Below are 22,915 nucleotides of genomic sequence, written 5' to 3'. Positions count from 1 at the left end.
GTCGGTTGGCCCCGCTCGGGACGCCGGTCGGTTGGGCGGTCGGCGGGGGTTGTTGGCGCCGTGTGGTGAGGTGCTGCGGCTTTCCGGCAGCGCAGAACGCCGCCTGCCCGTCGGAGAGGGCGGCGGCGTTCTGGGTGTCCGGCTAGAGCTTGGTGATGGGTACGCCGCCGATGAGCATGAGGCGGACCGTTCCGGCGCTGCCGAAGTCGATCGTGGCCGTTGCTCGCGGGCCCGAGCCGTCTACGGCTACGACGCTGCCCAGGCCGTACTTGTCGTGGGTGACGCGGTCGCCGACCTCCAGCGTGATGGCCGGGGCCTCGTTCCAGCCCTTGAACTGGGACGTGCGCATGCCGCGGGCCGCCAGGCCAGCCTGGGCGGAGTCGCCGCCGCCCCTGCGCCACGTGGTGGCCGCGGCGGGGCCGGAGCGTTCCGGCTCGACTCGGCGCCAGTCCACGAGGTCCGTCGGGATCTCGTCCAGGAAGCGGGACGCGGGGTTGGCCGACGGCTGGCCCCAGGCCGAGCGGACCAGGGCTCGGGAGAGGTAGAGGCGCTGCTGGGCGCGGGTGATGCCGACGTAGGCCAGGCGGCGTTCCTCGGCCAGTTCCCGCGGGTCCCCGAGGGCGCGCATGTGCGGGAAGATGCCGTCTTCCCACCCCGTGCTGAAGACGACCGGGTACTCCAGGCCCTTGGCGGTGTGGAGGGTCATCAGGGTGACCATGCCGTCGGAGTCCGCGTCGGGGATGGAGTCGGCGTCCGCCACCAGCGAGACGCGCTCCAGGAAGGCCGCAAGGGAACTCTCGGTGGGCAGGCCCTCGTCCTCCGCGGGGATGTTCACGACCTCGATGGCCTCGGCGTCCGAGGAGACCGGGGCCGCCGCGGTGAGGTCGCCGAACTCGCGGGCCACGGTGACCAGCTCGTTCAGGTTCTCCACGCGCGTGTGGTCCTGGGGGTCCTCGCTGGCCTCCAGTTCGGCGCGGTAGGCCGTCTTCTCCAGCACCGCTTCGAGGATGTCCGCCACGTCGTCGCCGCGCTCGACCAGCTCGCCCAGCTCGTCCATCAGCTCCATGAACCCGGCGATGGACCGCTGGGACCGCGGGTTGAGGAACTGGACCTTGCCCGCCACCGCGTCGCGCAGCGCCGCGTGGAAGCTCATCCGGTACTTCTCGGCGTGGTTCGAGACGCACACCTCGGCGCGGTCGCCGATGCCCCGCTTGGGGACGTTCATGATGCGGCGCACGGACACCGTGTCGTCCGGGTTCGCCAGCGCCCGCAGGTACGCGAGGGCGTCGCGGACCTCGCGGCGCTCGTAGAAGCGGACGCCGCCGACGACCCGGTACGGCAGGCCGAGGCGGATGAAGATCTCCTCGAACACGCGCGACTGGTTGTTCGTGCGGTAGAAGACGGCGATCTCGCCGTTCGTGGCGTCACCGCCGTCGACCAGGCGGTCGATCTCGCCCGCGACGAACGCGGCCTCGTCGTGCTCGTTGTCGGCGACGTAGCCGACGATCTTCTCGCCCTCGCCGAGGTCGCTCCACAGGCGCTTGTCGCGGCGGTCCGGGTTGCGGGAGATGACGGCGTTCGCGGCCGTCAGGATGTTCTGCGTGGACCGGTAGTTCTGCTCCAGCAGGATGGTCGTCGCCTGCGGGTAGTCGCGCTCGAACTCGACGATGTTGCGGATCGTCGCGCCGCGGAACGCGTAGATCGACTGGTCCGCGTCGCCCACGACGCACAGCTCGCCGGGCGGCACGCCGTCCTGCCCGGTGCCGACGAACTCGCGCACCAGCGTGTACTGCGCGTGGTTCGTGTCCTGGTACTCGTCGACGAGGACGTGGCGGAAGCGCCTGCGGTAGTGCTCGGCGACGGCCGGGAAGTTCTGGAGCAGCTCGACCGTGCGCATGATCAGGTCGTCGAAGTCCATGGAGTTCGACTCGCCGAGGCGGCGCTGGTAGGACGAGTAGACCTCGGCGACCCGGCGCTCCAGGTCGTTCGCGGCCCGGGCCGCCGCGGTCTCCGCGTCGACCAGTTCGTTCTTGAGGTTCGAGATGTGGATCGCGAGCGTCCGCGCCGGGTAGCGCTTCGGGTCGAGGTCGAGGTCCCTGGCCACCAACGTGATCAGCCTGCGGGAGTCGTCCGAGTCGTAGATCGAGAAGTTGGACGACATGCCGAGGGTCTTGGCCTCGCGGCGCAGCACGCGCACGCACATCGAGTGGAACGTCGACACCCACATCGACCGCGCGCGCGGGCCGACGAGGTCGGCGACGCGCTCCTTCATCTCGGCCGCGGCCTTGTTGGTGAAGGTGATCGCCATGATCTCGCCGGGGTGCACCCGGCGTTCGGCGAGCAGGTACGCGATGCGGCGGGCGAGGACCCGCGTTTTACCGGAGCCCGCTCCCGCCACCACCAGCAGGGGCGAGCCGGTGTGCTCCACCGCCCGGCGCTGCGCGGGGTTCAGGTCGTCGAGCAACCCGGACGGCCGAGGGGACGGGGGACTCGCGGGCAAGTCGAACAAGGCGCTCATCGTGGGTCCACGTTACCCGTCCCCCGCGGCGACCGGTTCCGCTCACCGCCGAAGGACGAGCGGAACCGTTTGCCCGCAGCGGGAACGGGGTCGGTCGGGTGCCCGTGTCGCGGTGGCGCGCGGTCGCCCGTCCACGTGGTGGTACGCGGTCGCCAGGTGGCGCGGGGCTGTGGCACTATGTGGCTGTGCGTGCGACTCACTTCGAGTTTTACTACGGGACCCGGACTCCGGCTCCCGTGGTCGCCTAGCGCGCGAACAGCCACTGAAGCCCCGGAGTCCTCGGACATCCGGGGCTTTCGTCGCTTCGGGGGTCCGGGACTCAAGCAGAGTTCGAGAGGTCACACCATGAGCACCACCGAAACCCCCGCCGTCGAAACCCCCGCGAGCGCACCGGACATCGACGAGCTGCGCCAGGAGATCGACCGCCTGGACAAGGAGCTGCTGCGCCTCGTGAAGAGGCGCGCCGAGGTCTCCAAGGTCATCGGCGCGGCGCGGATGGCCGCGGGCGGGACGCGGATCGTGCACAACCGCGAGATCGACGTGCTGAACCGCTACAAGGAACTCGGCCCGGACGGCAAGGACCTCGCGATGATCCTGCTGAAGCTGGGTCGCGGCGCGATGGGGCGCTGACCGGCGCGCCGGGCCCGCGGGGCTCTCCGAGTCCCGCACGGCCTCGGCGCGAGGACCCGGTCAGCCGAACGCGTCCCAGTGCGGCGCGTGGGCCGCGCGGACCTCGTCGAGGTCCGCGGTGGTGCACCGGACGTCGTCGGGCACGTAGGCCAGCGGGTCGTCGAGCAGGGGTTCCGGCAGGCGGAGCAGGCCCTCGACCAGTGCGTGCAGGCAGAGGGCGGCGTAGCCGCGCAGGTACCCGCCCTCCTGCGTGACCACCAGGGGCAGGCCGAGGTCGGCGACGCGTCGGCCGATCCGCCGGTAGCCGTCGGCGGTGAGGTTGTGGCGACCGTTGGGGTCGAAGGCGCTGCCGTCGAAGCCGGAGGCGCAGACCACCAGGTCGGGGGCGAACTCGCGCAGCGCCGGGAGGGCGATCTCGTCCAGCGCGCGCAGGTAGGCCTGGTCGCCCGCGCCGAGGGACAGCTCCACGTTGATGTTGCGGCCGTCGACGCCGGTCTCGCCGGGGGCTCCGGTCTGCGGGTGGTTCGCGCCCCACGGGCCGTGGCGCATGTGGATGGACACCGTCAGGACGTCCGGCTGGGCCAGGAAGACCTCCTGGGTGCCGTTGCCGTGGTGGACGTCCCAGTCGAGGACGGCGACCCTCAGGCCTGCTCGACGGGCGGTCTCGGCCACCAGCGCGGCGTTGTTGACCAGGCAGTACCCGTCGGCCATCGTCGGCTGGGCGTGGTGGCCGGGGGGCCTGACCAGCGCGTACGCCACCGGGGCTCCGTCGAGGACCGCGGCCAGCGCCGCCAGGGAGGTGCCCGCCGCGGCCCGGACCGCGTCCCACGAGCCGGGGCCGACGACGGTGTTGACCTCCAGGGCGACCCTGTCGGGGCCCGCGCAGGCCTCGCGCAGGGAGGCCAGGTAGTCGGCGGTGTGGACGCGTTCGAGCTCCTCGTCCGTGGCGAACCTCCCCGTGCGCCACGTGAGGTGCTCCGCGACCGGGCCGTGGAGGAGCGCGTGGCGGAAGGTGCGCAGGCGGGCGGCGTTCTCGGGGTGCTGTTCGAGGACGTCGAGCCAGGCCCAGTCGCCCGGCAGCTCCCACAGGCCCTCGCCCGCGTCGTGCTCCAGGCAGGCGTCGTGCCAGAAGATCTCCACCCGTCCGGGATATCAGGGGGATCACCGATGGTCCAGCGGTTGTCGCGAGGCACACTGGGGGCATGAGCATCGTCATCGGCCTCATCGCAGGCATCATCGCCATCGTCGGGGTGCTGGCCGCCTTGGCGCACGACGGCTACCTCGCCATGCTCGGCTCGGCCGCCAAGAAGAAGGCCGCCGCCGGCGCACCGATCGCGCAGTACGTCCGCAGCCGGTACACCGTCGCGGGCGTCACGACCGTGGCCGCGCTGATCGGGCTGCTGATCACCACGGGCGACAACTACGGCGCGGACATCATCGGCGCGCTGATCGCGGGCGGCAGCGGGCTGGCCGCCACGAGCGCCCTCCAGAGCAGTCGCAAGCGCCTGAACAGCGGCGCATGACCTGAACGGCCGCCAAGTCCAGCAAGTTCACACTTATGGGTGTCACCGCCCGTCACATGGTGGCCCCGGACAGCTACGTCCCCGACCTGCACCTACCCTCAGGTAGGTGTGGGTGTTCGTGGGCACCTGACCCGGCCCCGCACCGTGCCGGAGCGGGAGGGTCTGCACACCATGGACGACGGGGCTGGAGCGGGAGACCGCGGCAAGCACCGGCTGCGCGAGCGCGCGGCGGGCTGGCCTCACCACGAGGACGGGCTGGAACCGAGCGCGCACACCCGGCGGGCCCTCGGGCCCGGCCAGGTGCCCGCGCAGCGCGGCGGCAGGCCCGCCCCCGACCCGCTGGTCGACTCCGACGGCAGCGGCCTGCGGAAGTTCAACATCGGCCTCGTCCCGGCGTCCGTGACGCCGCCCCGCACGTGGAAGCGCGCCGCCTGGTTCGCGGTCGCGGCGTCGGCGGGGGTCCTGGTCGGGCTGGCCGTCGCCGCGGCGAAGCTGGTCGGCACCACCGGGTCCGCCGAGCGCGTCACCATGCCGGAGTACCCGGCCGCCGTGCCCATCGTGACCGACTTCGGCACCCGCACGTCCAGGCCCTCACCCGCGGCCCCGCCCCCGGAGACGAGGCCCCAGGCCCCCGGACGGGCGTCCTGGGCGCCGTCGGCGGCGGCACCGTCCGGTGCGGCGACGGCGAGCGGTGGCAGCAGCACGTCCGGCGGTGCGGGCCGGGCCTCGGCCACGTCCACCGGAGCACCGGCGAGCACGCCTGTCCCGACCTCGCCGACCGTCACGACGGTGCCGAGCGGGGAGGCGCCGCTGGTCGACTCGACGGCCATCGCCCACCGGACGGAGAAGTTCTACGAGGAGCTGGCGAGCAGCACCGAGACGGCCATGACGATGGCGACCGAGGCCTTCCGGTCCAACGCCGAGGCGGTGCTGGAGCAGCGGTTCGCGGACGTGTCGCTGGTCGAGGTCAAGGACATCAGCGTGGACCCGAGCAGGGGGATCACCATCAGCACGCTCCAGATCACGAACAAGGACGGCACCGCGAGCACCGAGCGGCGCGAGCTGACCTTCACCTTGAGTGGTGATCCCTTGATCAACGCCGAACGGCTCACAGCAATCGGCTAACGGTCATTAGCGAACGCACAGCACGACGCCGCGCGGTAGCCACTGCTCCATTCGAGCGACACCCTCCGACCGCTGAACGCCACGAAAAGGTGAATGCGCGAGTCGAACTGGCTATGCGCAGGCCAATCGCGGTACGAGTTCTGCCGACCAAGAAGGTACGGAGGAGCCGCCAGTGCAGCGCCCTACGACGACCGGCAGACGGCACGACCGCGCCGGATCGATCACCGTGGAAGAGCTGATCCGGAAGCAGCCGATCCCGATCCGCATCCCCTCCGTGGAAGAGGCCGACACCAACGTCCTCGTCCAGGAGGTCCTCGGTCTGGAGGAGGCGAAGTACCACCGCCGCCCCAACCGGGCGGCCAAGGCCGCGGGCCTGGTGACCGGCGCGCTCGTGCTGGTCGCGTCCGTGGCCGCCGCGTCGATCCTGGCGGGCAAGCGGCCGGAGGGCCCGGCCGAGCCGCCCGTCGCGGCCCCCATCGAGCTGAGCGGCTCGACCGCGCTGCGCCCCGACCTGCTCAGCGCCCGGCTCGGCAACGAGCGGCCCACCGCACCGGCGGCCGAGACCGGCGGCCCCACCTCGCAGCCGTCCGCCTCCGCCGAGCCGAACGCGCCGCTCGCGGCCGACCCGGTGACCGCGTCGAGCGCTCCGCCCACCCAGCCGGCCGCGGCGCCGCCCCCGGTGGCCCCGGTGGCCCCGACCCCGCGGACCAGGATCGACGTCGTCCGCGACTTCTACGAGCTGCTGCCCGCGAAGCCCGCCGAGGCGGCACGGCTGCTGACCGCCGACCTGGTGGGTGCCAACCCGGTCGACTTCATCCGGTCGTGGAGCACGATCAAGGCCATCACGGTCGAGGGCACGAGTCCGCAACCGGACGGCAGCGTGCTGGCCGAGGTGTCGATGCAGGAGCTCGACGGGCGGTGGCTGAGGGTGCAGCAGCGCTTCTGGTTCGCCGACACGTCCACGCCGAAGATCACGGCGACGGAACTCCTCTCAGCGCAGCGAAGTTGACTGCACGTAGCCGACACCCCCCTAAATACTCACTCAGAGTTTCCTTAAATAAGGTTTAACCCGAGAAAATCCCCCAAAGGGGTTACAAGCGGGGTCACGATTCGGTATCCATGTTCCCGGTCAGTGAACGCAGTGCAGTTGCTGGGAAGGTGTGACACGCGGTGTCGAACGAGGACAAACGTCGTCGGCGAGATGGATCGACCGCTCAGCTCTCGGTAGCGGAGCTCCTCGCCCGGCGTGAAGCCGAGACACAGGAGATCCCGGTGTACCGCGAGGTCGAGGAGGACACGGTCCGCTTCACGCCGGTGACGCCCCCCGCCGCGCTGTCGACCGCGCCGATCTCCCGCCAGTCGCTGTCCGGCCGCGAGCTGCACGTCGCCGAGCTGCTGCGCCGCGAAGGCCGCCCCGCCGACGAGGAACGCGGCGGCATGAAGATCAGCAAGCTCGTCGCCATCGCCAGCGGCGGCGTCGTCCTCTGCGGCACGGTCGCCTTCGGCGCGTCCCAGTGGCTCGGCTCCCCCGACGAGCGCCCCCTCGCCGACGTGCGCTTCGACGACCGCCCGGCGGCCCGCGGCTCCAACAACACCAACGGCGGCATCGGCGCCCTCGCCCTCCCCGGCACGCCGCCCAGCACGACCACCGCGGAGACCACCACCCAGCAGCGGACGCAGGAGCAGGCCGCACCGCAGCAGCAGGCCCAGCCGCGCTCGGCCCCCACCCAGCAGCAGGCTCCCGCCACGCAGTCGCCCGACACGCGGACGACGAACCCGACCACCCCGACGTCCGAGTCGACCACGCAGTCGCCCTCGCCCGCGACGGGCACCCCGACGTCGCCGGGCACGACGACCCCGCCGCCCAGCAGCAGCACGCCGCCGCCGTCGTCCGACTCGACCACGCCCCCGTCGTCCAGCACGCCGCCGCCCTCCAGCACGCCGCCGTCCTCCGAGGCGCCGTCCAACGGCATCGACCTCGGGATCGACCTCGGCCTCAGCCTCGGCGGCTTCGACTTCTTCGCCGAGGTCTAGGAGCACGCCGCTAGGCCGTCCGGCCCAAAATCCGACGACTTTCCTCGTGAACCGGTGACGGCGCGGACGGGTATCGGGTATCCCTTCGCGATCCGTGTTCGACGGTGCGTGACCTGCACAACGGTCCGAAAGCCGCCGTCACGGCCGGGGTAGGCTCTGCTGGCGATGACAGCCCGACACGGCGATGAGCGGTGCCCTACCCTGATCCGCCAACCGGAGCGCACGACGAGGAGCCCCAGCGTGAGACCTGCTGCACCTGCCGCGGTCCCGCAGCACCCACGCGAGGTGGCCAGGTGAGCGGCGAGGGTCAACTGATCGCCGACCGCTACCGGTTCCTCGACCGCATCGGCAGCGGTGCCATGGGCATCGTCTGGCGTGCGCAGGACGAGCGGCTCGGCCGGATCGTGGCGGTCAAGCAGCTGCTGCTGCAAGCGGGCATGGACACCCGCGAGCACGACGAGGCGATCCAGCGCGCCATGCGCGAGGGCCGCATCGCGGCGAAGCTGCACCACCAGAACGCCATCGCGGTCTACGACGTGGTCGAGGAGAACGGCGCGCCGTGCCTCGTCATGGAGTACCTGCCGTCCTACAGCCTCGCGGACACGCTTTCCGAGTACGGGGCGCTGGACCCCCTCCAGGTCGCCAGGATCGGCGCACAGGCCGCCTCAGCGCTCGCGGCGGCCCACGCGGCGGGCATCGTCCACCGCGACGTGAAGCCCGGCAACGTGCTCATCGCGGACAGCGGTCTGGTGAAGATCACCGACTTCGGCATCTCGCGCGCCACCGACGACATCACGGTCACCAAGACCGGCCTGATCGCGGGCACCCCGGCCTACCTGGCGCCGGAGATCGCCAGGGGCTCGGACCCGACGCCCGCGTCGGACGTGTTCTCGCTCGGCTCGACGCTGTACGCGGCGGCCGAGGGCGAACCCCCGTTCGGGCTCAGCGAGAACACCCTGGGCGTGCTCCACGCGGTCGCCGCGGGGCGCATCAACCCGCCGACGCACGAGGGCCCGCTCACCGACGTGCTGCTCCGGCTGCTCAACGTCGACCCCGCGGACCGGCCCACGATGGGCCAGGCCCGCGACCTGCTGGCGGCCGTGGCCGCTGGCCGCAACCCCAGCCTGACCGGTCTGCGGGCCGCCAGCACGCCCGGCGTGCTGCCCGTCGCCGGTCCGACCGCCGTGCTCGACCCCGACCGCACCCGCGTGGTGTCGGCGGGCGGCGCGGGCACCGGGTACCGCACCGGCCAGCACGCGCAGCCCCGCACCGTCGGGCCCTCCCGTCCGGTGGCACCGCCGCCGGGCTCCGGCAACCGGCCGCTGGCCGTCGCGGCGGCCGTGCTGGTCGGGCTGCTGCTGTTCGGCGGCCTGCTGATCATGCTCGGCGTGTTCGACAAGAAGGACCAGAAGTCGCCGATCGTCCCCCCGGCCAGTTCCTCCTCGACGGTCGCGACCACGACGACGACTCCCAAGCCGGAGCCGACGACCGTGGAGACGACGGAGGAGACGACGACCGAGGAGCCGACCACCACGACGACGACCACCACGACCACCACCACGACGACGACGACCAAGCCGCCGACGTCGACGACGACGAGCACGACGACGACCACCACCACGACGACGACCACTCCCACGACGACCTCGGCCCCGCAACCCGGTGGCGGTTGAGTTAGCTCGTAAGGTGGACCCCACACACGGACGGGTTAAATTCGAACCCAACCCCGTGTAACTACGTTTGTGCCCTAGTGGCGGTAACCCGAGGTTGGGTCGCCACTGACGAAGACACACCGCAATCACTCATGGGAGCAGCCGTGACCGACGATGGTCGCCTGGTCGCAGGCCGCTACCGATTGGGAACCCGAATCGGTAGCGGTGCGATGGGCGTCGTTTGGCAGGCGCACGACCAGCGCCTGCACCGCATCGTCGCGGTCAAGCAGCTCTTGCTCCAGCCCGGCCTGGCCGCGGCTGACACGGACGAGGCGAAGCGCAGGGCCATGCGCGAGGGGCGGATCGCCGCCCGCTTGCAGCACCCGCACGCCATCGCCGTGTACGACGTGGCGGAGGACGACGGCCAGCCGTGGCTGGTCATGGAGTACCTGCCGTCCAAGAGCCTCTCCACCGTGCTGTCCGAGCGGGGCACGCTGTCGCCCCGCGACGTGGCCTCGATCGGCGAGCAGGTCGCGTCGGCGCTGACCGCCGCGCACAACGCCGGGATCGTGCACCGCGACATCAAGCCGGGCAACATCCTGCTCGGCGACGAGGGCGTCGTGAAGATCACGGACTTCGGCATCTCGCGGGCCACCGGCGACGTCACGGTCACCGCGACCGGGATGCTCGCGGGCACCCCCGCGTACCTGGCGCCCGAGGTGGCGAAGGGCTACGACCCCGGCTCGCCGTCGGACGTGTTCTCGCTCGGCTCCACGCTGTACGCCGCGATCGAGGGCGCGCCGCCGTTCGGGCTGAACGAGAACACCATCGCGCTGCTGCACCAGGTCGCGTCCGGCAAGGTCAACCCGCCGAAGCAGGCCGGACCGCTGACCGCGCTGCTGATGCGGCTGCTCCGCCCGGAGCCGGAGGACCGCCCGACGATGGCCGAGGCGCGCGAGGCGCTGGCCGCCATCGCCGCGGGCCGGGCCGCCCCCGAGTTCCCGATGGCCGCGCCGCAGGTCAGCCCGCCGTCGTGGCGCGGCACGCCCGTGTCGTCGGACCTCCAGACCCGCGCGATGTCGCAGCAGGCAGCGGTCAACACGCCGCCGCCCGGCACCCGCATCGACGTGCGCCCCGGCCCACCACCTCCGCCGCAGCAGCAGCACAAGCCCGCGCAGCAGTCGTACCAGCAGCCCTACCAGCAGCAGCGGCCGGCCGCGGTGCCGCCGCGGCAGCGCCCGCCCAAGCGGTCGTTCGGGGCGGCGGGCACCGGCCCCGGCTCCGGCAAGCAGCGGTCGACGATGATCACCGCGCTCGCCATCGTGGCCGCGGCGGTCGTCGGCATCATGCTGGCCAGCTTCCTGTCCGACGGTGGCGGTGACACCGACAAGCGCGCCGACCCCGGCACGTCGGCCACCCAGTCGAACCCGCAGAACCCGCCGAGCGAGGTGGACGACTCGCCGGAGGCGGGCGGGGGCTCCAAGCAGCCCCCCAAGATCACCGGTGGCGCCGGTCCCGACCGGGCCACGCAGGAAAAAATGATCAAGGACTACTTCGCGCTCGCGCCGAAGGACCCCGACGCGGCGTTCCAGTGGCTGCTCCCGGACATGCAGTCCCAGAGCGGCGGTCTCGCGACCTACAAGGGCTTCTGGGCGGGCATCAAGAGCGTCGACATCGAGAACATCACGCTCAACGAGGAGTTCGCGTACGTCGTGGACCTGAAGTACACGGCCAAGGACAAGGCGGTCACCAAGGAGCGCAAGCTCATCGTGCTGAACTGGTCCGGCTCCGTGGTGCTGCTCCAGCGCGAGCAGAGGCTCGGCACCTACTAGTCAACTCGCCGCCGCGGCCTCCTTGAGGGCGTCCAGGAGGCTCGCCGCGGCCGGGTTGACGGCGCCCGCCTCGCGGAAGGCCGCGTAGATGCCCCGGTGCGGCTCGGGCCTGCGCAGGCGCCGCACGACGACGCCGGGGTGGGCCACGCCGAGGCCGAGCTTCGGGACGATCGTGACGCCGAGGCCTGCGGCCACGAAGCCCTGCGCGGTCGGGTAGTCGTCGGACTCGACGACGAAGTTGGGCGCGAACCCGGCACCCGCGCAGGCGTCGAGGACGATGTCGCGGCACGCGCCGGGCGGTATCGCGGAGTCCACCCACGGGTCGTCGGCCAGGTCGTTCAGGTCGAGCACGCGCTTGCGGACCAGCTCGTGCCCGCGCGGCAGGACGGCCAGGTACGGGTCGTCCAGCAGGTGCACCAGCTGGACGCCGGGCGCCGCCTCGGCGGTGCGGGGGTGGACCACGATCGCCACGTCGGCGCGGCCCGCGACGATCTCCAGCATCGGGTCCAGCGGCTCGGTGAGCTTGAGGTCGAGCTTCACCGACGGGTGCTCGGCGCGGAACCTGGCCACCGCGGGCGGCACGAGCGCGGCGCCCGCCGTGGCGAAGTAGCGGACGCGGAGACGGCCCGTGCGGCCCGCCCTGAGGTCCGTCAGCGCCGCCTCGGCCTCCACCAGGCGGTCGGTGATGGCCGCCGCGTGCTCGGTGAGCAGCTTCCCGGCCTCGGTGGCGCGGACGCCGCGCCCGACGCGCTCCAGCAGGGCCATGCCCACCTGCTTCTCCAGCGCCGCCACCTGCTGGCTGATGGCGGACGGCGTGTAGCCCAGGTTCGTGGCCGCCGCGGTGATGGAACCGCTGGTCACGACGGCTCTGAGGACCTGCATCCTGCGTACGTCGAGCATGGCCTCGACCTTACAGTTCCGCTACAAGGTCATGCAGTTCTTTTCACTTGTGCTGACGCTTTGCCGGACGCATCGTGGACCACGTGAACACACCCGGCACGCTGATCAGGTTCGGCGCACTCGCACTCGTCTGGGGCTCCAGCTTCCTGTGGATCAAGATCGCCCTGACCGGCCTGTCGCCGGTCCAGATCGCGGTCGTGCGGACGGCGCTGGGCGCCGCCGTCATCGTCGCGCTCGTCTACGCCCGCGGTCACCGCCTGCCGCGGTCCCGCACGGCGTGGGGGCACCTGACCATCGCCGCGATCTTCGGCAACGTCATCCCGTTCATCCTGTTCGCGGTCGGCGAGAAGACCGTGGACTCCGGTGTGGCGGGCGTCATCAACTCGACCACGCCCCTGTGGACGCTGGCGATCGGCCTGCTGCTCGGGTTCGAGAAGCAGCGCGGCGGGGCGCGGCTGGCGGGCCTGGTGCTGGGCTTCGCCGGAACGCTGCTGATCTTCGCGCCGTGGGAGCGGTCGGGGCTGGCGAGCTGGGGCGCGCTGGCGTGCCTCGCGGCGGCCGCGAGCTACGCCGTGGCGTACGTGTACATCGGCCGCACGCTGTCCGGGCAGGGCCTGACGTCGATGCAGCTCTCCTCGACCCAGCTGGTCATCGGCACCGGCCTCACGACGCTGGTGGTGCCGGTGGCGGGCCTCCAGCCGGTGCACCTGAACCTCGGCGCGGTGGTCGCGGTCGTCATCCTCGGCGTGCTCGGCACCGGGGTCGCGTTCGTCATCAACTACCGGCTGATCGCGGACGAGGGCCCGACCAACGCCACCACGGTCGGCTACCTGCTGCCCGTCGTCTCGGTGCTCCTCGGGGCGGCGTTCCTGGGCGAGGCGCTCAGCGTCCGGGTCGTCGCGGGCATGGTCGTCGTGCTGTTCGGCATCGCGCTGACCCGTCGCCGCCCCGTCACGGTTGTCGCACCCGTCGACACCCGACCGGTACAGCCCGTGATCCTGAAGTGATCAACTATCACTCAGCGTGACGCGGCGGCGGAGCCAGTTGAGACAGGCCACCAGGGCAAACAGGCACGAGTGAGACGTGCGTCTCCCCCGATAGCGTGGTTGTCAGGCGAATAGCGTCTCGGAGCGCTGTCTCGGACGTCTCTTCCCATGAGAGCGTGAACAACGCAGGTAGGGAAGGGATGAGCCAGATGGCCGAGAACACGATCATCACCGCGAGCACCACGTTCCAGCTGCTGGTCCCCGGCATCGCGCCGGCACCGGTCGAAGCGGAACTCCAGTACAACCCGGAGGACCCGTACGCGGTCGCCGTGCTGTTCCACACCGGGCAGGGCAAGGTCGAGTGGATGTTCGCCCGCGACCTGCTGGCCGACGGGCTGCTGACGCCGTCCGGCGAGGGCGACATCATGGTGCGGCCCGCGGCCGACGACCCGGAGCGAGTCCTGCTGGAGCTGAACGCCCCCACCGGGTTCGCGATCCTGTCGGCCGTGGCCGAGCACATCGCCGAGTTCCTCGACCTCACCTACGACGTCGTGCAGCCCGGTGAAGAGGACCTGTGGATCGACTTCGACCGGGAGTTGGCGAAGCTCGTCGCCAGCAGCTGACCGGCCCGCTAGCCTGCTCGGCGTGAACGCTGTCGGCGGTCGGTACGCCCTCCGGGAGGAGATCGGCAGCGGCGGGATGGGTGTGGTGTGGCTGGCTCACGACGGGCTGCTGCACCGCGAGGTGGCGGTCAAGCAGCTCAAGCTGCCCGACCTGGCACCGGCGGCGTCCGAGGTGGCCCGCACCCGCGCCATGCGCGAGGCCCGCATCGCGGCCCGGCTGCAACACCCGAACGCGATCGTGGTCTACGACGTGGTCGTCGAGGACGACCTGCCGTGGATCGTCATGGAGTACCTGCCGTCCCGCAGCCTCGCGGCGCTGGTCGAGGAGCGGGGCCCGCTGAACCCGGCCGAGGCGGCCCGGATCGGCGAGAGGATCGCGAGAGCGCTGGCCGCGGCGCACGCGAAGGGCATCGTGCACCGCGACGTGAAGCCCGGCAACGTCCTGATCGGCCACGACGGAGCCGTGAAGCTCACCGACTTCGGCATCTCCCGCGCGACCGGCGACACCACCATCACCGAGGCGGGCGCGCTCGCGGGAACCCCCGCGTACCTGGCGCCCGAGGTGGCGCGCGGCGACGCACCGGACGCGCGGTCGGACGTGTTCTCGCTCGGCGCGACCCTGTACGCGGCCGTCGAGGCCCGGTCCCCCTACGGCGTCAGCGACAACAACCTCGGCCTGCTCCACCGGGCCGCCACCGGCAGGGTGGCGCGCCCCACCCGCGCGGGTTCGCTGTCCCGCCCCCTCGAACTGCTGCTGGCCGTCGACCCGGCCGAGCGGCCCACCGCGGCCCGCGCCGCGGACCTGCTGGACGTCCTGCCCACCGAGGTGATCCCCACCCCGAAGGGCATCCCGGTCCAGGTCCCGCCGCCCGCGGGTCCGACGTGGCCGATCGCACGGCCCGCCTCGCACCTCCCGCCACCCGCGTCCACCTCGCACCTCCCGCCACCCGCTCCCGCCTCCGCCCCGCGGTCGCGGCCCCGGTGGCTCCTCCCCGTCGCCGCGGCGTGCCTGCTGGCGGTGGTCGCCCTCGTCGCGACGTCGTTCCTGCCCACCGGCGGCGGAACGCCCGGCACCGACCAGGGCGCCCCCACCTCCACGACGGGGTCCGGCCAGGCCGTCGTCCTCACCGACCAGGTGGCGTCGAACTTCGTGCTCGGCTACTTCCGCGCGATGAAGCACGAGTCGCGGACGTCGTGGGAGAAGATGGCCGAGGCGACCCGGCCGCCCTACGACGAGTTCGTGGAGTCCGTGGCGCGGTACGACGAGGTGGTCCCGCAGGCCAACCCCGAGGTCGCCGCCAAGGGCCCGGACTTCCTGGTGATCGGCAAGGTCGACCTCGTCGAGGACGGCAGGAGGACCGTCGACACCTACCGGGTCCTGGTGACGCTGGTCGACGGCGAGCCCAAGATCGCGGACCAGGAGGAGTAGCGCGACCCTCCATCTGAGACGACCGTTGTCGTCGCCCGTGGACCGACCGCCGGTTAACCTGCTCGCGTGGTGAACGCGGTCGGCGAGCGGTACCTCCTGCTGGGGCAGATCGGTGCCGGCGCGATGGGCGTGGTCTGGCGGGCTCGCGACGAACTGCTGCACCGCGAGGTGGCGGTCAAGCAGCTCAAGCTGCCCGACCTCGACCCGGCGGCGACCGACCTGGCCCGCACCCGCGCCATGCGCGAGGCCCGCATCGCGGCCCGGCTCCAGCACCCGAACGCCATCGGCGTCTACGACGTGGTCGTCCAGGACGACCTGCCGTGGATCGTCATGGAGTACCTGCCGTCCCGCAGCCTCGCGGCGCTGCTGGCCGAGCACGGGCCGCTCCACCCGAACGAGGCGGCGCGGATCGGCGGCAAGGTCGCGGCCGCGCTGGCGGCGGCGCACGCGAAGGGCATCACGCACCGCGACGTGAAACCCGGCAACGTCCTGATCGGCCACGACGGCACGGTCAAGCTCACCGACTTCGGCATCTCCCGCCTGGTCGGCGACGGCACGCTCACCGAGGCGGGCATGATCTCCGGCACCCCCGCCTACCTGGCCCCCGAGGTCGCCCGCGGTGACGCCCCCGACGCGCGGTCGGACGTGTTCTCGCTCGGCGCGACCCTCTACGCGATGACCGAGCACAAGTCGCCGTACGGGCCGACCGACAACAACCTCGGCCTCATCTACCGGGCGGCCACCGGCCGGATCGACCCGCCGTCACGGGCGGGCGCGCTGACCGGACCCCTCCGGCGGCTGCTGGCGAACGACCCGTCGCAGCGCCCCACCGCCGCCGAGACGGTCGACCTGCTCGCGGGTCGCGGGCAGACCCCGGTCGTCCAGCCCCGCGCGGGCGGGCCGAGACCCACTCCCCAGTGGATCGCCCCCGTGGTCGCCGCCGCCGTGCTGGTGGCCGGGATCGCGGGCGTGCTGGTGTTCCTGCCGCCCGCCAACGACGACCGCGTGCCCACCACGTACAGCGAGAACGTGCCGGGTCAGGACCCGAACCTCCCGGCGGTCGACACGACGCCCCCACCCGTCGACGTCTCCGGCGCGCCGAGCCCGGTGAACGCGGCGGCGGACTTCGTGCGCAACCACTACCTCCTGGTCGCCGACGACCCCACGACGGCGTGGGAGAACCTGGCGAAGAACTTCCGGCCGCCGCTGGAGGAGTACGAGGGCTTCTGGGCCAAGTACGACGAGGTGCGGCCGGACGTCCTGACCGTGTCGGCCGGGCAGAACGGCGGCTACGCCGTGGACGTCGAGCTGACCTTCGTGCTCGGCGGCAGCACGAACGTCGAGACCTACCGGGTCGGCGTCGAGACCGCCGAGGGCGCGCAGAAGATCGTCAGCTCGGCGAAGCTGTGAGCGCCAGCTCCAGCAGCGCGTACCCGCCGCCGCCCACGACGACGCCCATCAGCGAGCCGACCAGCACCTGCGCGGTCGTGTGGTCGCCCAGCTCCACCCGCGACCACGCCACGAGCAGGGCGGGCACGACGAGCACCAGCAGCCACGGCCCGTGGACGACGGCGCCCACGACCACCGCGGCGAACGCCACGGCCGCGTGCAGCGACACCTTCCACTTCAGGCCGAACGTGATGGCCATGCTGACGACCAGCGACGCGAACATGCTGCCCGCCAGCGCGAGCATCTCGGGGGGCGCTCCACCCAGCACGAGCACGGTGGTGCCGACCGCCAGCGAACCGCCCGCCGCCACCAGGGGAACCAGCCTGCCCTCGCGGTTGGTGACGTGGTGGCCCTCCCAGCGACCGCTGCGGGCGCCCTTCACGATGACGACCATCGGGACCACCGAGGCCGTGACGGCGACGACGAGCCCCCACGCGACCGTCGGCCACAGCGCGCGGGTCGCGGCGGCGGCCACGGCGAACGGCAGCGTGAGCACCCACACCCAGGGTGCGAGCACCTCGGTGGCGAAGCGGGCCAAGCGGTGAACCGGTTGTGACGTGCGCTGGCCCAACTCAGACCAGCCTGCGGTCGGACGCCCAGCGGGACAGCTCGTAGCGGTTGGACAGCTGCGTCTTGCGCAGCACGCTCGACACGTGCGTCTCGACCGTCTTCACCGAGATGAACAGCTCGGAGGCGATCTCCTTGTACGCGTAGCCGCGCGCCAGCAGCCGCAGCACGTCCCGCTCGCGCGGGGTGAGCAGGTCCAGCTCGGGGTCCCGGATGGGGGCCGCGCCGGGCCGGTCGGCGAACGCGTCCAGCACGAAGCCCGCGAGCCGCGGCGAGAACACCGCGTCGCCGTCGGACACCCGCACGACCGCGCGCACCAGCTCCTGGCTGGAGATCGTCTTGGTCACGTAGCCGCGGGCGCCCGCGCGGATGACCGCGATGACGTCCTCGGCGGCGTCGGAGACCGAGAGCGCGAGGAACACCACGTCCGGCAGGGCCGTCCGCACCTGGGCCAGCACCGCGGCTCCCCCGCCGTCGGGCATGTGGACGTCGAGCAGCACCACGTCCGGCTCGTGGTGGCCGATCCCGGCGACCGCCTCGCCGACGGAGCCCGCCTCGCCGACGACCTCGATCTCGTCGCTGATCGAATCGAGCTCGGCCCGAACCCCCGCGCGGAACAGCGCGTGGTCGTCGACCAGGAACACCCTGACCCTCTTGCCGTCGGTCATGACCTGGCCTCCTGCTTCCTCGGCATCTCCAAGTGCACCTCGGTGCCCTCTCCAGGGCTCGTGCGCAACTTGGCCTCCCCACCGTGCCGCACCATTCTCCCCCGGATCGAGTCGGCGAGGCCATGCCGGTCCTCCGGGACGGACTCGGGGTCGAACCCCTTGCCCCGGTCCCTCACGAAGACGTGGACGCTGTCCTCCTCCACCTCCCCGTAGACGCTGATCTCGGCCACCCCCGCGTGCTTGGCGGCGTTGACCATCGCCTCGCGCGCGGCCTGCACCACCGCCAGCAGGTTGTGGTCCAGCGGGCAGTCCCCGACGACGACCTGCTGCACCGAGACGGCGAACGTGTCCTCGACCTCCCCCGAGGCCAGTGCGATGGCGGCGGACACCGTGGACGGCCGCGCGGTGTCCCCGACGTCGCGGCCGTACAGCCAGTCCCGGAGCTGGCGCTCCTGGCCGCGGGCGAGCCTGCGGACCTCGCGCGGCGCCTCCGCCTGCTTCTGGATCAGCGCGAGCGTCTGGAGCACGGAGTCGTGCAGGTGGGCGGCGATCTCCGCCCGCTCCTCGGTGCGGATGCGCGCGCTGCGCTCCTCGCCGAGGTCGTTCACCAGCTTGATCCACAGCGGCACGGTGAGCAGCGCGACGCCCGCCAGCGTGGCGAGCACGGCGACCAGCGTGAACTGGATCTGGTCGAGCTGGTAGGTGGTGACCACCAGCACCCCGATGCCGAGCGCGACCAGCGCCACGCCCGCGGCGATCCGGATCAGCGTCGACCGGCCGCTCTTGCCGAACACCCCGCTGCGGGCCCCGTCCCGCCAGCGGCGGCGCTGCGCCTCGTCCGCCTCCCGCCACACGACGGCCGCACCCACCAGGGCCACCGCCAGCGGGCCGACGATCCACCCGCTGACCGCCCCCGTCAGCAGCGTGACCACCACGGCCGCGCCGAGCCCCAGCGCCAGCAGACCGATGGCCTGCTGGCGCTCCCCCGGCTTCAGCGGCGGCTCCCCCTCCGCGTCCGCGGTCCGCTGCGGCACGAAGACCCACAGCAGGCCGTAGGCGATGACCCCGACGCCGTTGAGCGCCGTCAGCGCCGCGAACACCGCGCGGACCCAGAACACCTCGACGCCGAGGTGGTCCGCGACACCGCCCGCGACCCCCGCGACCACGCGCCCGTTGCGGCGTCTGCGGACCGCGAGGTCCGCCCCTGCTGCCGTCTCCACCTGCGAACTCACCACCCGATCGTCACACGTGCCGGTACGTGAATCATCAGGGTTCCACCCGAGTCGGTGTTCAGGGTGCACCCCCGATGTGCTGAGCGGCGCGAAGCCGCAAACTCGGTGACGTGAGTGGGAACCTGACAGCTGCCAACGTCGAGGAGACGTTGAAGGACTTCTGGGTCAGCAGGCCCAGACGGCCGCACCGCGGGCGGAAGATCGCCGGTGTGGCCGAGGGCATCGCGGAGCGGTACCGGATCGACCCGGTGATCGTGCGGGTCGCTTTCGTCGCGATGGCGTTGTGCAACGGTGCCGGTGTGTTCATCTACCTGCTTGGCTGGCTCGCGCTGGCGCAGGAGGACGACGAGGTGTCCCCCGTCGAGGCGCTGATCGGGAAGGGCCGCAGCTCGACCCCGATCCCGCTGACGGTGCTGCTCTGCATCGCGGTCTTCCCGGCGACGGGCTTCTTCTTCGACGGCGGCTTCACGATGGTGGCGGGCGTGCTGCTGTCGGTCGGCGCCATCTACCTCCTCCACCAGAACCGGGGCGCGGTGAACCGGCCCGTCCCGACGACCACCACGACCTCCACCACGGATCAGGTGACGACCATGGGCACGGGCCAGGAGAAGACCGCGGACACCCCACCCGCGTGGGACCCGCTGGGTGCCGCGCCCTTCGCGTGGGACCTGCCCGAACCAGGGCAGGCGGTGGCGCAGTCGCCGGAGACCCCGCCCGCGCGGCGGTCCCGCCACCGGTCACCGATCACCGGCATCACGCTCGGCGTGTCGCTCCTGGTCGTGGCCGGAGCGGTCATCGCGGGCCCCTACGTCGAGTGGCTGTCCCCGCTGCGCACGCTGGGCCTGGTCATCGGCGTCATGGCGCTCGGGCTCGTGGCGGGCGCGTTCAGCCGCGGCGGGCGCGGCCTGATCGGCCTGGTCATCCCGCTGAGCCTCGTCGCGGTGGTCGGCACGATCGCGAACTTCGACGAGTTCGGCGGCGGCGACCGCATCGGCGACTTCACCGACAAGCCCGTGGCGATCGAGCAGGTGCAGGACAAGTACGAGACCAGGGCGGGCACCATCGAGCTCGACCTGACCGCGCTGCCCGGCTCGGGCACGGTCGAGACCGAGGTCTACGCGGGTGTCGGCACCGTCCAGGTGACCGTGCCGAAGAACGCCGACGTGGACGTGCGCTGCGAGACCGAGGTCGGGTCCGTGCAGTGCCTCGGCAAGCAGAGCGACGGGCGGGCGCCCGCGTTCGAGTTCACCTCCGAGGGCGAGGACAAGCTCGACGGAGGCCTCAAGATCGTGCTCAACGTGCACGCCGGACTGGGAGAGGTCGTGGTCAACCGTGGCTGACCAGGAGGTGGAGCCGCGCGGCGGCTTCGACGTGGTAGCGCTCGTGTTCGGGCTCGGAGCGGCCCTGGTGTCGGCGTTCGTGCTGACCGGCGGCACCAACTGGCCCGACTTCTTCGACCTGCGGTGGGTGATCGCCGGTGGCGCGATCGTCGTCGGGCTGGCCCTGCTGGCCGGATCGGTGCTCCGCCAGCGCCGCTAGCACCCCCGCCACTCACGCGGAAGGCCGTGACCCCGAGGGGTCACGGCCTTCGTGGCGTTCAGGGGAGGACTACTCCCACTCGATGGTGCCCGGCGGCTTGCTCGTCACGTCCAGCACGACGCGGTTCACGTCCGCCACCTCGTTGGTGATGCGGGTGGAGATGCGCTCCAGCACCTCGTACGGCAGGCGCGTCCAGTCGGCCGTCATGGCGTCCTCGCTGGACACCGGGCGCAGCACGATCGGGTGGCCGTAGGTGCGGCCGTCGCCCTGGACGCCGACGCTGCGCACGTCCGCGAGCAGCACGACCGGGCACTGCCAGATGGTCCGGTCCAGACCCGCGGAGGTCAGCTCCTCACGGGCGATGGCGTCGGCCTGGCGCAGGATCTCCAGGCGCGGCCCGGTGACCTCGCCGATGATCCGGATGCCCAGGCCGGGGCCGGGGAACGGATGGCGCCACACGATCTCGGGCGGCAGCCCCAGCTGCTCGCCCACCAGCCGCACCTCGTCCTTGAAGAGCAGCCGCAGCGGCTCCACGAGCTCGAACTCGAGGTCCTCCGGGAGGCCGCCGACGTTGTGGTGGGACTTGATGTTGGCGGTGCCGCTGCCACCTCCGGACTCCACGACGTCGGGGTAGAGCGTCCCCTGCACGAGGAACTGCACCTTCTCGCCGTGCTGCGCGGCCTCGCCGACGACCTCGAGCTCGGCCTGCTCGAAGACCCGGATGAACTCCCGCCCGATGATCTTGCGCTTCTCCTCGGGGTCGGTGACTCCGGCGAGGGCGTCCAGGAAGCGGTCCTGGGCGTCGACCACGTGCAGGTCGACGCCGGTCGCGGCGACGAAGTCCCGTTCGACCTGCTCGGCCTCACCCTGCCGCAGCAGGCCGTGGTCGACGAAGACGCAGGTCAGCCGGTCGCCGATGGCCCGCTGCACGAGGGCGGCCGCGACGGCGGAGTCGACACCTCCGGAGAGCCCGCAGATGGCGCGGGCATCCCCGATCTGCGCCCGGATACGCTCCAGCTGCTCCTCGACGATGTTGACCATCGTCCACGTCTGCCGGCACCCGGCGATGTGGTGCAGGAAGTGCGCCAGCACGGTCTGACCGTGCTCGGTGTGCAGCACCTCGGGGTGCCACTGGACGCCGGCGAAGCCGCGCTCCACCTGCTCGAACGCCGCCACCGGCGACCCTGCGGTCGAGGCGAGCACGGTGAACCCGAGGGGCGCGCCGACGACGGAGTCCCCGTGGCTCATCCACACCCGGTGCTGCGTCGGCACCTCGGCCAGCAGGGTGCCGGCCTCGGACACCTCGACCGGGGTGCGGCCGTACTCCGAGCGACCGGTGCGCTTGACCTCCCCGCCGAGGGCCTGGGCCATCACCTGGAAGCCGTAGCACATGCCGAAGACCGGCACCCCGGCGGCGAAGAGCTCGTTGCTGATCTGCGGCGCACCGGGCTCGTAGACCGAGGAGGGCCCGCCCGAGAGCACGATGGCCTTCGGCTTCCTGGCGAGCATCTCGGCGACCGGCATCGAGTGCGGGACGATCTCGCTGTAGACCCGGGCCTCGCGGACGCGACGGGCGATGAGCTGGGCGTACTGCGCGCCGAAGTCGACGACGAGGACCAGGTCGTGATCGGTGGTCACGCGGGCACCTTCCGAGGCGGGACAGGAGGGCCCAGCCTATCGGTCGGGAGAGCCGTGAAACTTTCTCGCCGACCTGCGTAACCCGGGACCCGAGGGGTCGTTGCGGAGGTGAGACCCGGAAGGTCCTCCTCCCAGGCCCGGGTCTCGTGGGGTCGGTCCGCGAGGCCGGCTCGGTCAGTGCCCGGCCGTCCCTCCCTCCCAAGGCCGGGCCCTGGGCCTTTTTCAGGAGTTCTCAGCTCACCGCGACGATGGGCAGGCGCAACGCGCCCGGCGCGTGCGCCGGTACGGCGGGGTCGTTCGGCTCCACCGGGTCGATCCGCTCGTACGCCGAGCCCAGTGGCGGCCGCCTGTCCTCCTCGCCCTTGTTGGGCCACAGCGCCATGGCACGCTCGGCCTGCGCCGTGATCGTCAGGGACGGGTTCACCCCGAGGTTCGCCGAGATCGCCGAGCCGTCCGCGATGTGCATGCCGGGGTAGTTGAAGACCCGCTGGTAGGCGTCGACCACGCCGTCCTCGGGCGACCGTCCGATCGTGCAGCCGCCGATGAAGTGCGCGGTCATCGGCATGTTGA

21 protein-coding genes are annotated in these 22,915 nt (G+C 72.0%); 13 read left to right on the top strand and 8 right to left on the bottom strand.

Annotated features, from left to right (window positions below):
- Positions 1 to 142: 142 nt before the first annotated feature.
- Positions 143 to 2,518 (bottom strand): DNA helicase PcrA, encoded by a 2,376-nt coding sequence (pcrA, locus tag VFZ92_RS32155; RefSeq protein ID WP_330879867.1) that lies wholly within the window; start codon positions 2,516 to 2,518, stop codon positions 143 to 145.
- 345 nt (positions 2,519 to 2,863) lie between these two features.
- On the opposite strand from pcrA, the gene VFZ92_RS32150 reads away from it, so the two are divergent.
- Positions 2,864 to 3,148, top strand: a complete 285-nt coding sequence (locus VFZ92_RS32150) for a chorismate mutase (protein WP_330879865.1) — start codon at positions 2,864 to 2,866, stop codon at positions 3,146 to 3,148.
- 60 nt (positions 3,149 to 3,208) lie between these two features.
- Here VFZ92_RS32150 and VFZ92_RS32145 read toward each other — a convergent pair whose 3' ends face one another.
- Positions 3,209 to 4,288, bottom strand: coding sequence for a histone deacetylase (locus tag VFZ92_RS32145; RefSeq protein WP_330879863.1), 1,080 nt, complete (start codon positions 4,286 to 4,288; stop codon positions 3,209 to 3,211).
- 62 nt (positions 4,289 to 4,350) lie between these two features.
- On the opposite strand from VFZ92_RS32145, the gene VFZ92_RS32140 reads away from it, so the two are divergent.
- The 6 genes from VFZ92_RS32140 (at position 4,351) to VFZ92_RS32115 (ending at position 11,314) form a co-directional block, all read left to right on the top strand.
- Positions 4,351 to 4,671: a hypothetical protein gene (locus tag VFZ92_RS32140; protein ID WP_330879862.1), complete on the top strand. Its 321-nt coding sequence runs from the start codon at positions 4,351 to 4,353 to the stop codon at positions 4,669 to 4,671.
- Between the two features lie 108 nt (positions 4,672 to 4,779).
- Positions 4,780 to 5,796, top strand: coding sequence for a hypothetical protein (locus tag VFZ92_RS32135; RefSeq protein ID WP_330879860.1), 1,017 nt, complete (start codon positions 4,780 to 4,782; stop codon positions 5,794 to 5,796).
- A gap of 172 nt (positions 5,797 to 5,968) precedes the next feature.
- Positions 5,969 to 6,805 (top strand): hypothetical protein, encoded by an 837-nt coding sequence (locus VFZ92_RS32130; RefSeq protein WP_330879858.1) that lies wholly within the window; start codon positions 5,969 to 5,971, stop codon positions 6,803 to 6,805.
- A 263-nt stretch (positions 6,806 to 7,068) separates the two neighbouring features.
- On the top strand, positions 7,069 to 7,830 hold the full coding sequence (locus VFZ92_RS32125) for a hypothetical protein (protein WP_330879856.1): 762 nt from the start codon (positions 7,069 to 7,071) through the stop codon (positions 7,828 to 7,830).
- 293 nt (positions 7,831 to 8,123) lie between these two features.
- Positions 8,124 to 9,503 (top strand): serine/threonine-protein kinase, encoded by a 1,380-nt coding sequence (locus tag VFZ92_RS32120; RefSeq protein ID WP_330879854.1) that lies wholly within the window; start codon positions 8,124 to 8,126, stop codon positions 9,501 to 9,503.
- A gap of 143 nt (positions 9,504 to 9,646) precedes the next feature.
- The gene (locus VFZ92_RS32115) at positions 9,647 to 11,314 is read left to right on the top strand and encodes a serine/threonine-protein kinase (protein ID WP_330879852.1); all 1,668 of its coding nucleotides are present in this window, start codon (positions 9,647 to 9,649) and stop codon (positions 11,312 to 11,314) included.
- Here the strand turns inward: VFZ92_RS32115 and VFZ92_RS32110 are convergent, their stop codons facing one another.
- The gene (locus VFZ92_RS32110) at positions 11,315 to 12,214 is read right to left on the bottom strand and encodes a LysR family transcriptional regulator (RefSeq protein ID WP_330879850.1); all 900 of its coding nucleotides are present in this window, start codon (positions 12,212 to 12,214) and stop codon (positions 11,315 to 11,317) included. It abuts the gene before it with no gap.
- An 83-nt stretch (positions 12,215 to 12,297) separates the two neighbouring features.
- Here VFZ92_RS32110 and VFZ92_RS32105 point away from each other — a divergent pair, with 83 nt between their 5' ends.
- From VFZ92_RS32105 to VFZ92_RS32090, 4 genes are all read left to right on the top strand, one after another.
- On the top strand, positions 12,298 to 13,221 hold the full coding sequence (locus VFZ92_RS32105; protein ID WP_330879848.1) for a DMT family transporter: 924 nt from the start codon (positions 12,298 to 12,300) through the stop codon (positions 13,219 to 13,221).
- Positions 13,222 to 13,400: 179 nt separating this feature from the next.
- The gene (locus VFZ92_RS32100) at positions 13,401 to 13,823 is read left to right on the top strand and encodes an SsgA family sporulation/cell division regulator (RefSeq protein WP_330879846.1); all 423 of its coding nucleotides are present in this window, start codon (positions 13,401 to 13,403) and stop codon (positions 13,821 to 13,823) included.
- Positions 13,824 to 13,845: 22 nt separating this feature from the next.
- Positions 13,846 to 15,252, top strand: a complete 1,407-nt coding sequence (locus VFZ92_RS32095; protein ID WP_330879844.1) for a serine/threonine-protein kinase — start codon at positions 13,846 to 13,848, stop codon at positions 15,250 to 15,252.
- A 66-nt stretch (positions 15,253 to 15,318) separates the two neighbouring features.
- Positions 15,319 to 16,662, top strand: a complete 1,344-nt coding sequence (locus tag VFZ92_RS32090) for a serine/threonine-protein kinase (RefSeq protein ID WP_414720078.1) — start codon at positions 15,319 to 15,321, stop codon at positions 16,660 to 16,662.
- Here the strand turns inward: VFZ92_RS32090 and VFZ92_RS32085 are convergent.
- Genes VFZ92_RS32085 through VFZ92_RS32075 form a run of 3 tightly spaced genes read right to left on the bottom strand, consistent with a single transcriptional unit; the run spans position 16,643 to position 19,168 of the window.
- Complete coding sequence (locus VFZ92_RS32085) at positions 16,643 to 17,239, bottom strand: hypothetical protein (protein ID WP_330879842.1); 597 nt, start codon at positions 17,237 to 17,239, stop codon at positions 16,643 to 16,645. The two genes, VFZ92_RS32090 and VFZ92_RS32085, sit on opposite strands and share 20 nt — an antisense overlap.
- A 34-nt stretch (positions 17,240 to 17,273) precedes the next feature.
- Complete coding sequence (locus VFZ92_RS32080) at positions 17,274 to 17,936, bottom strand: response regulator transcription factor (protein WP_330879840.1); 663 nt, start codon at positions 17,934 to 17,936, stop codon at positions 17,274 to 17,276.
- Complete coding sequence (locus tag VFZ92_RS32075) at positions 17,933 to 19,168, bottom strand: PspC domain-containing protein (RefSeq protein ID WP_330879838.1); 1,236 nt, start codon at positions 19,166 to 19,168, stop codon at positions 17,933 to 17,935. Before VFZ92_RS32075 ends, VFZ92_RS32080 begins: the two co-directional genes overlap by 4 nt.
- A gap of 110 nt (positions 19,169 to 19,278) precedes the next feature.
- Here VFZ92_RS32075 and VFZ92_RS32070 point away from each other — a divergent pair, with 110 nt between their 5' ends.
- The gene (locus VFZ92_RS32070; protein ID WP_330879836.1) at positions 19,279 to 20,508 is read left to right on the top strand and encodes a PspC domain-containing protein; all 1,230 of its coding nucleotides are present in this window, start codon (positions 19,279 to 19,281) and stop codon (positions 20,506 to 20,508) included.
- A complete protein-coding gene (locus VFZ92_RS32065; protein WP_330879834.1) occupies positions 20,501 to 20,707 on the top strand; it encodes a hypothetical protein in 207 nt (68 codons plus the stop codon). Before VFZ92_RS32070 ends, VFZ92_RS32065 begins: the two co-directional genes overlap by 8 nt.
- A 69-nt stretch (positions 20,708 to 20,776) precedes the next feature.
- Here the strand turns inward: VFZ92_RS32065 and guaA are convergent, their stop codons facing one another.
- Both guaA and VFZ92_RS32055 read right to left on the bottom strand, forming a co-directional pair.
- On the bottom strand, positions 20,777 to 22,345 hold the full coding sequence (guaA, locus tag VFZ92_RS32060; protein WP_330879832.1) for a glutamine-hydrolyzing GMP synthase: 1,569 nt from the start codon (positions 22,343 to 22,345) through the stop codon (positions 20,777 to 20,779).
- Between the two features lie 232 nt (positions 22,346 to 22,577).
- The coding region (locus tag VFZ92_RS32055; RefSeq protein ID WP_330879830.1) for a GMC oxidoreductase at positions 22,578 to 22,915 on the bottom strand (338 nt) is incomplete at its 5' end.

The organism is Umezawaea sp. (assembly GCF_036375055.1).
In the GTDB taxonomy this organism is placed as follows: Bacteria; Actinomycetota; Actinomycetes; order Mycobacteriales; family Pseudonocardiaceae; genus Umezawaea.
The sequence above is the reverse complement of the archived record's forward strand: the minus strand, read 5'-3'. Positions and strand labels throughout refer to the sequence as shown.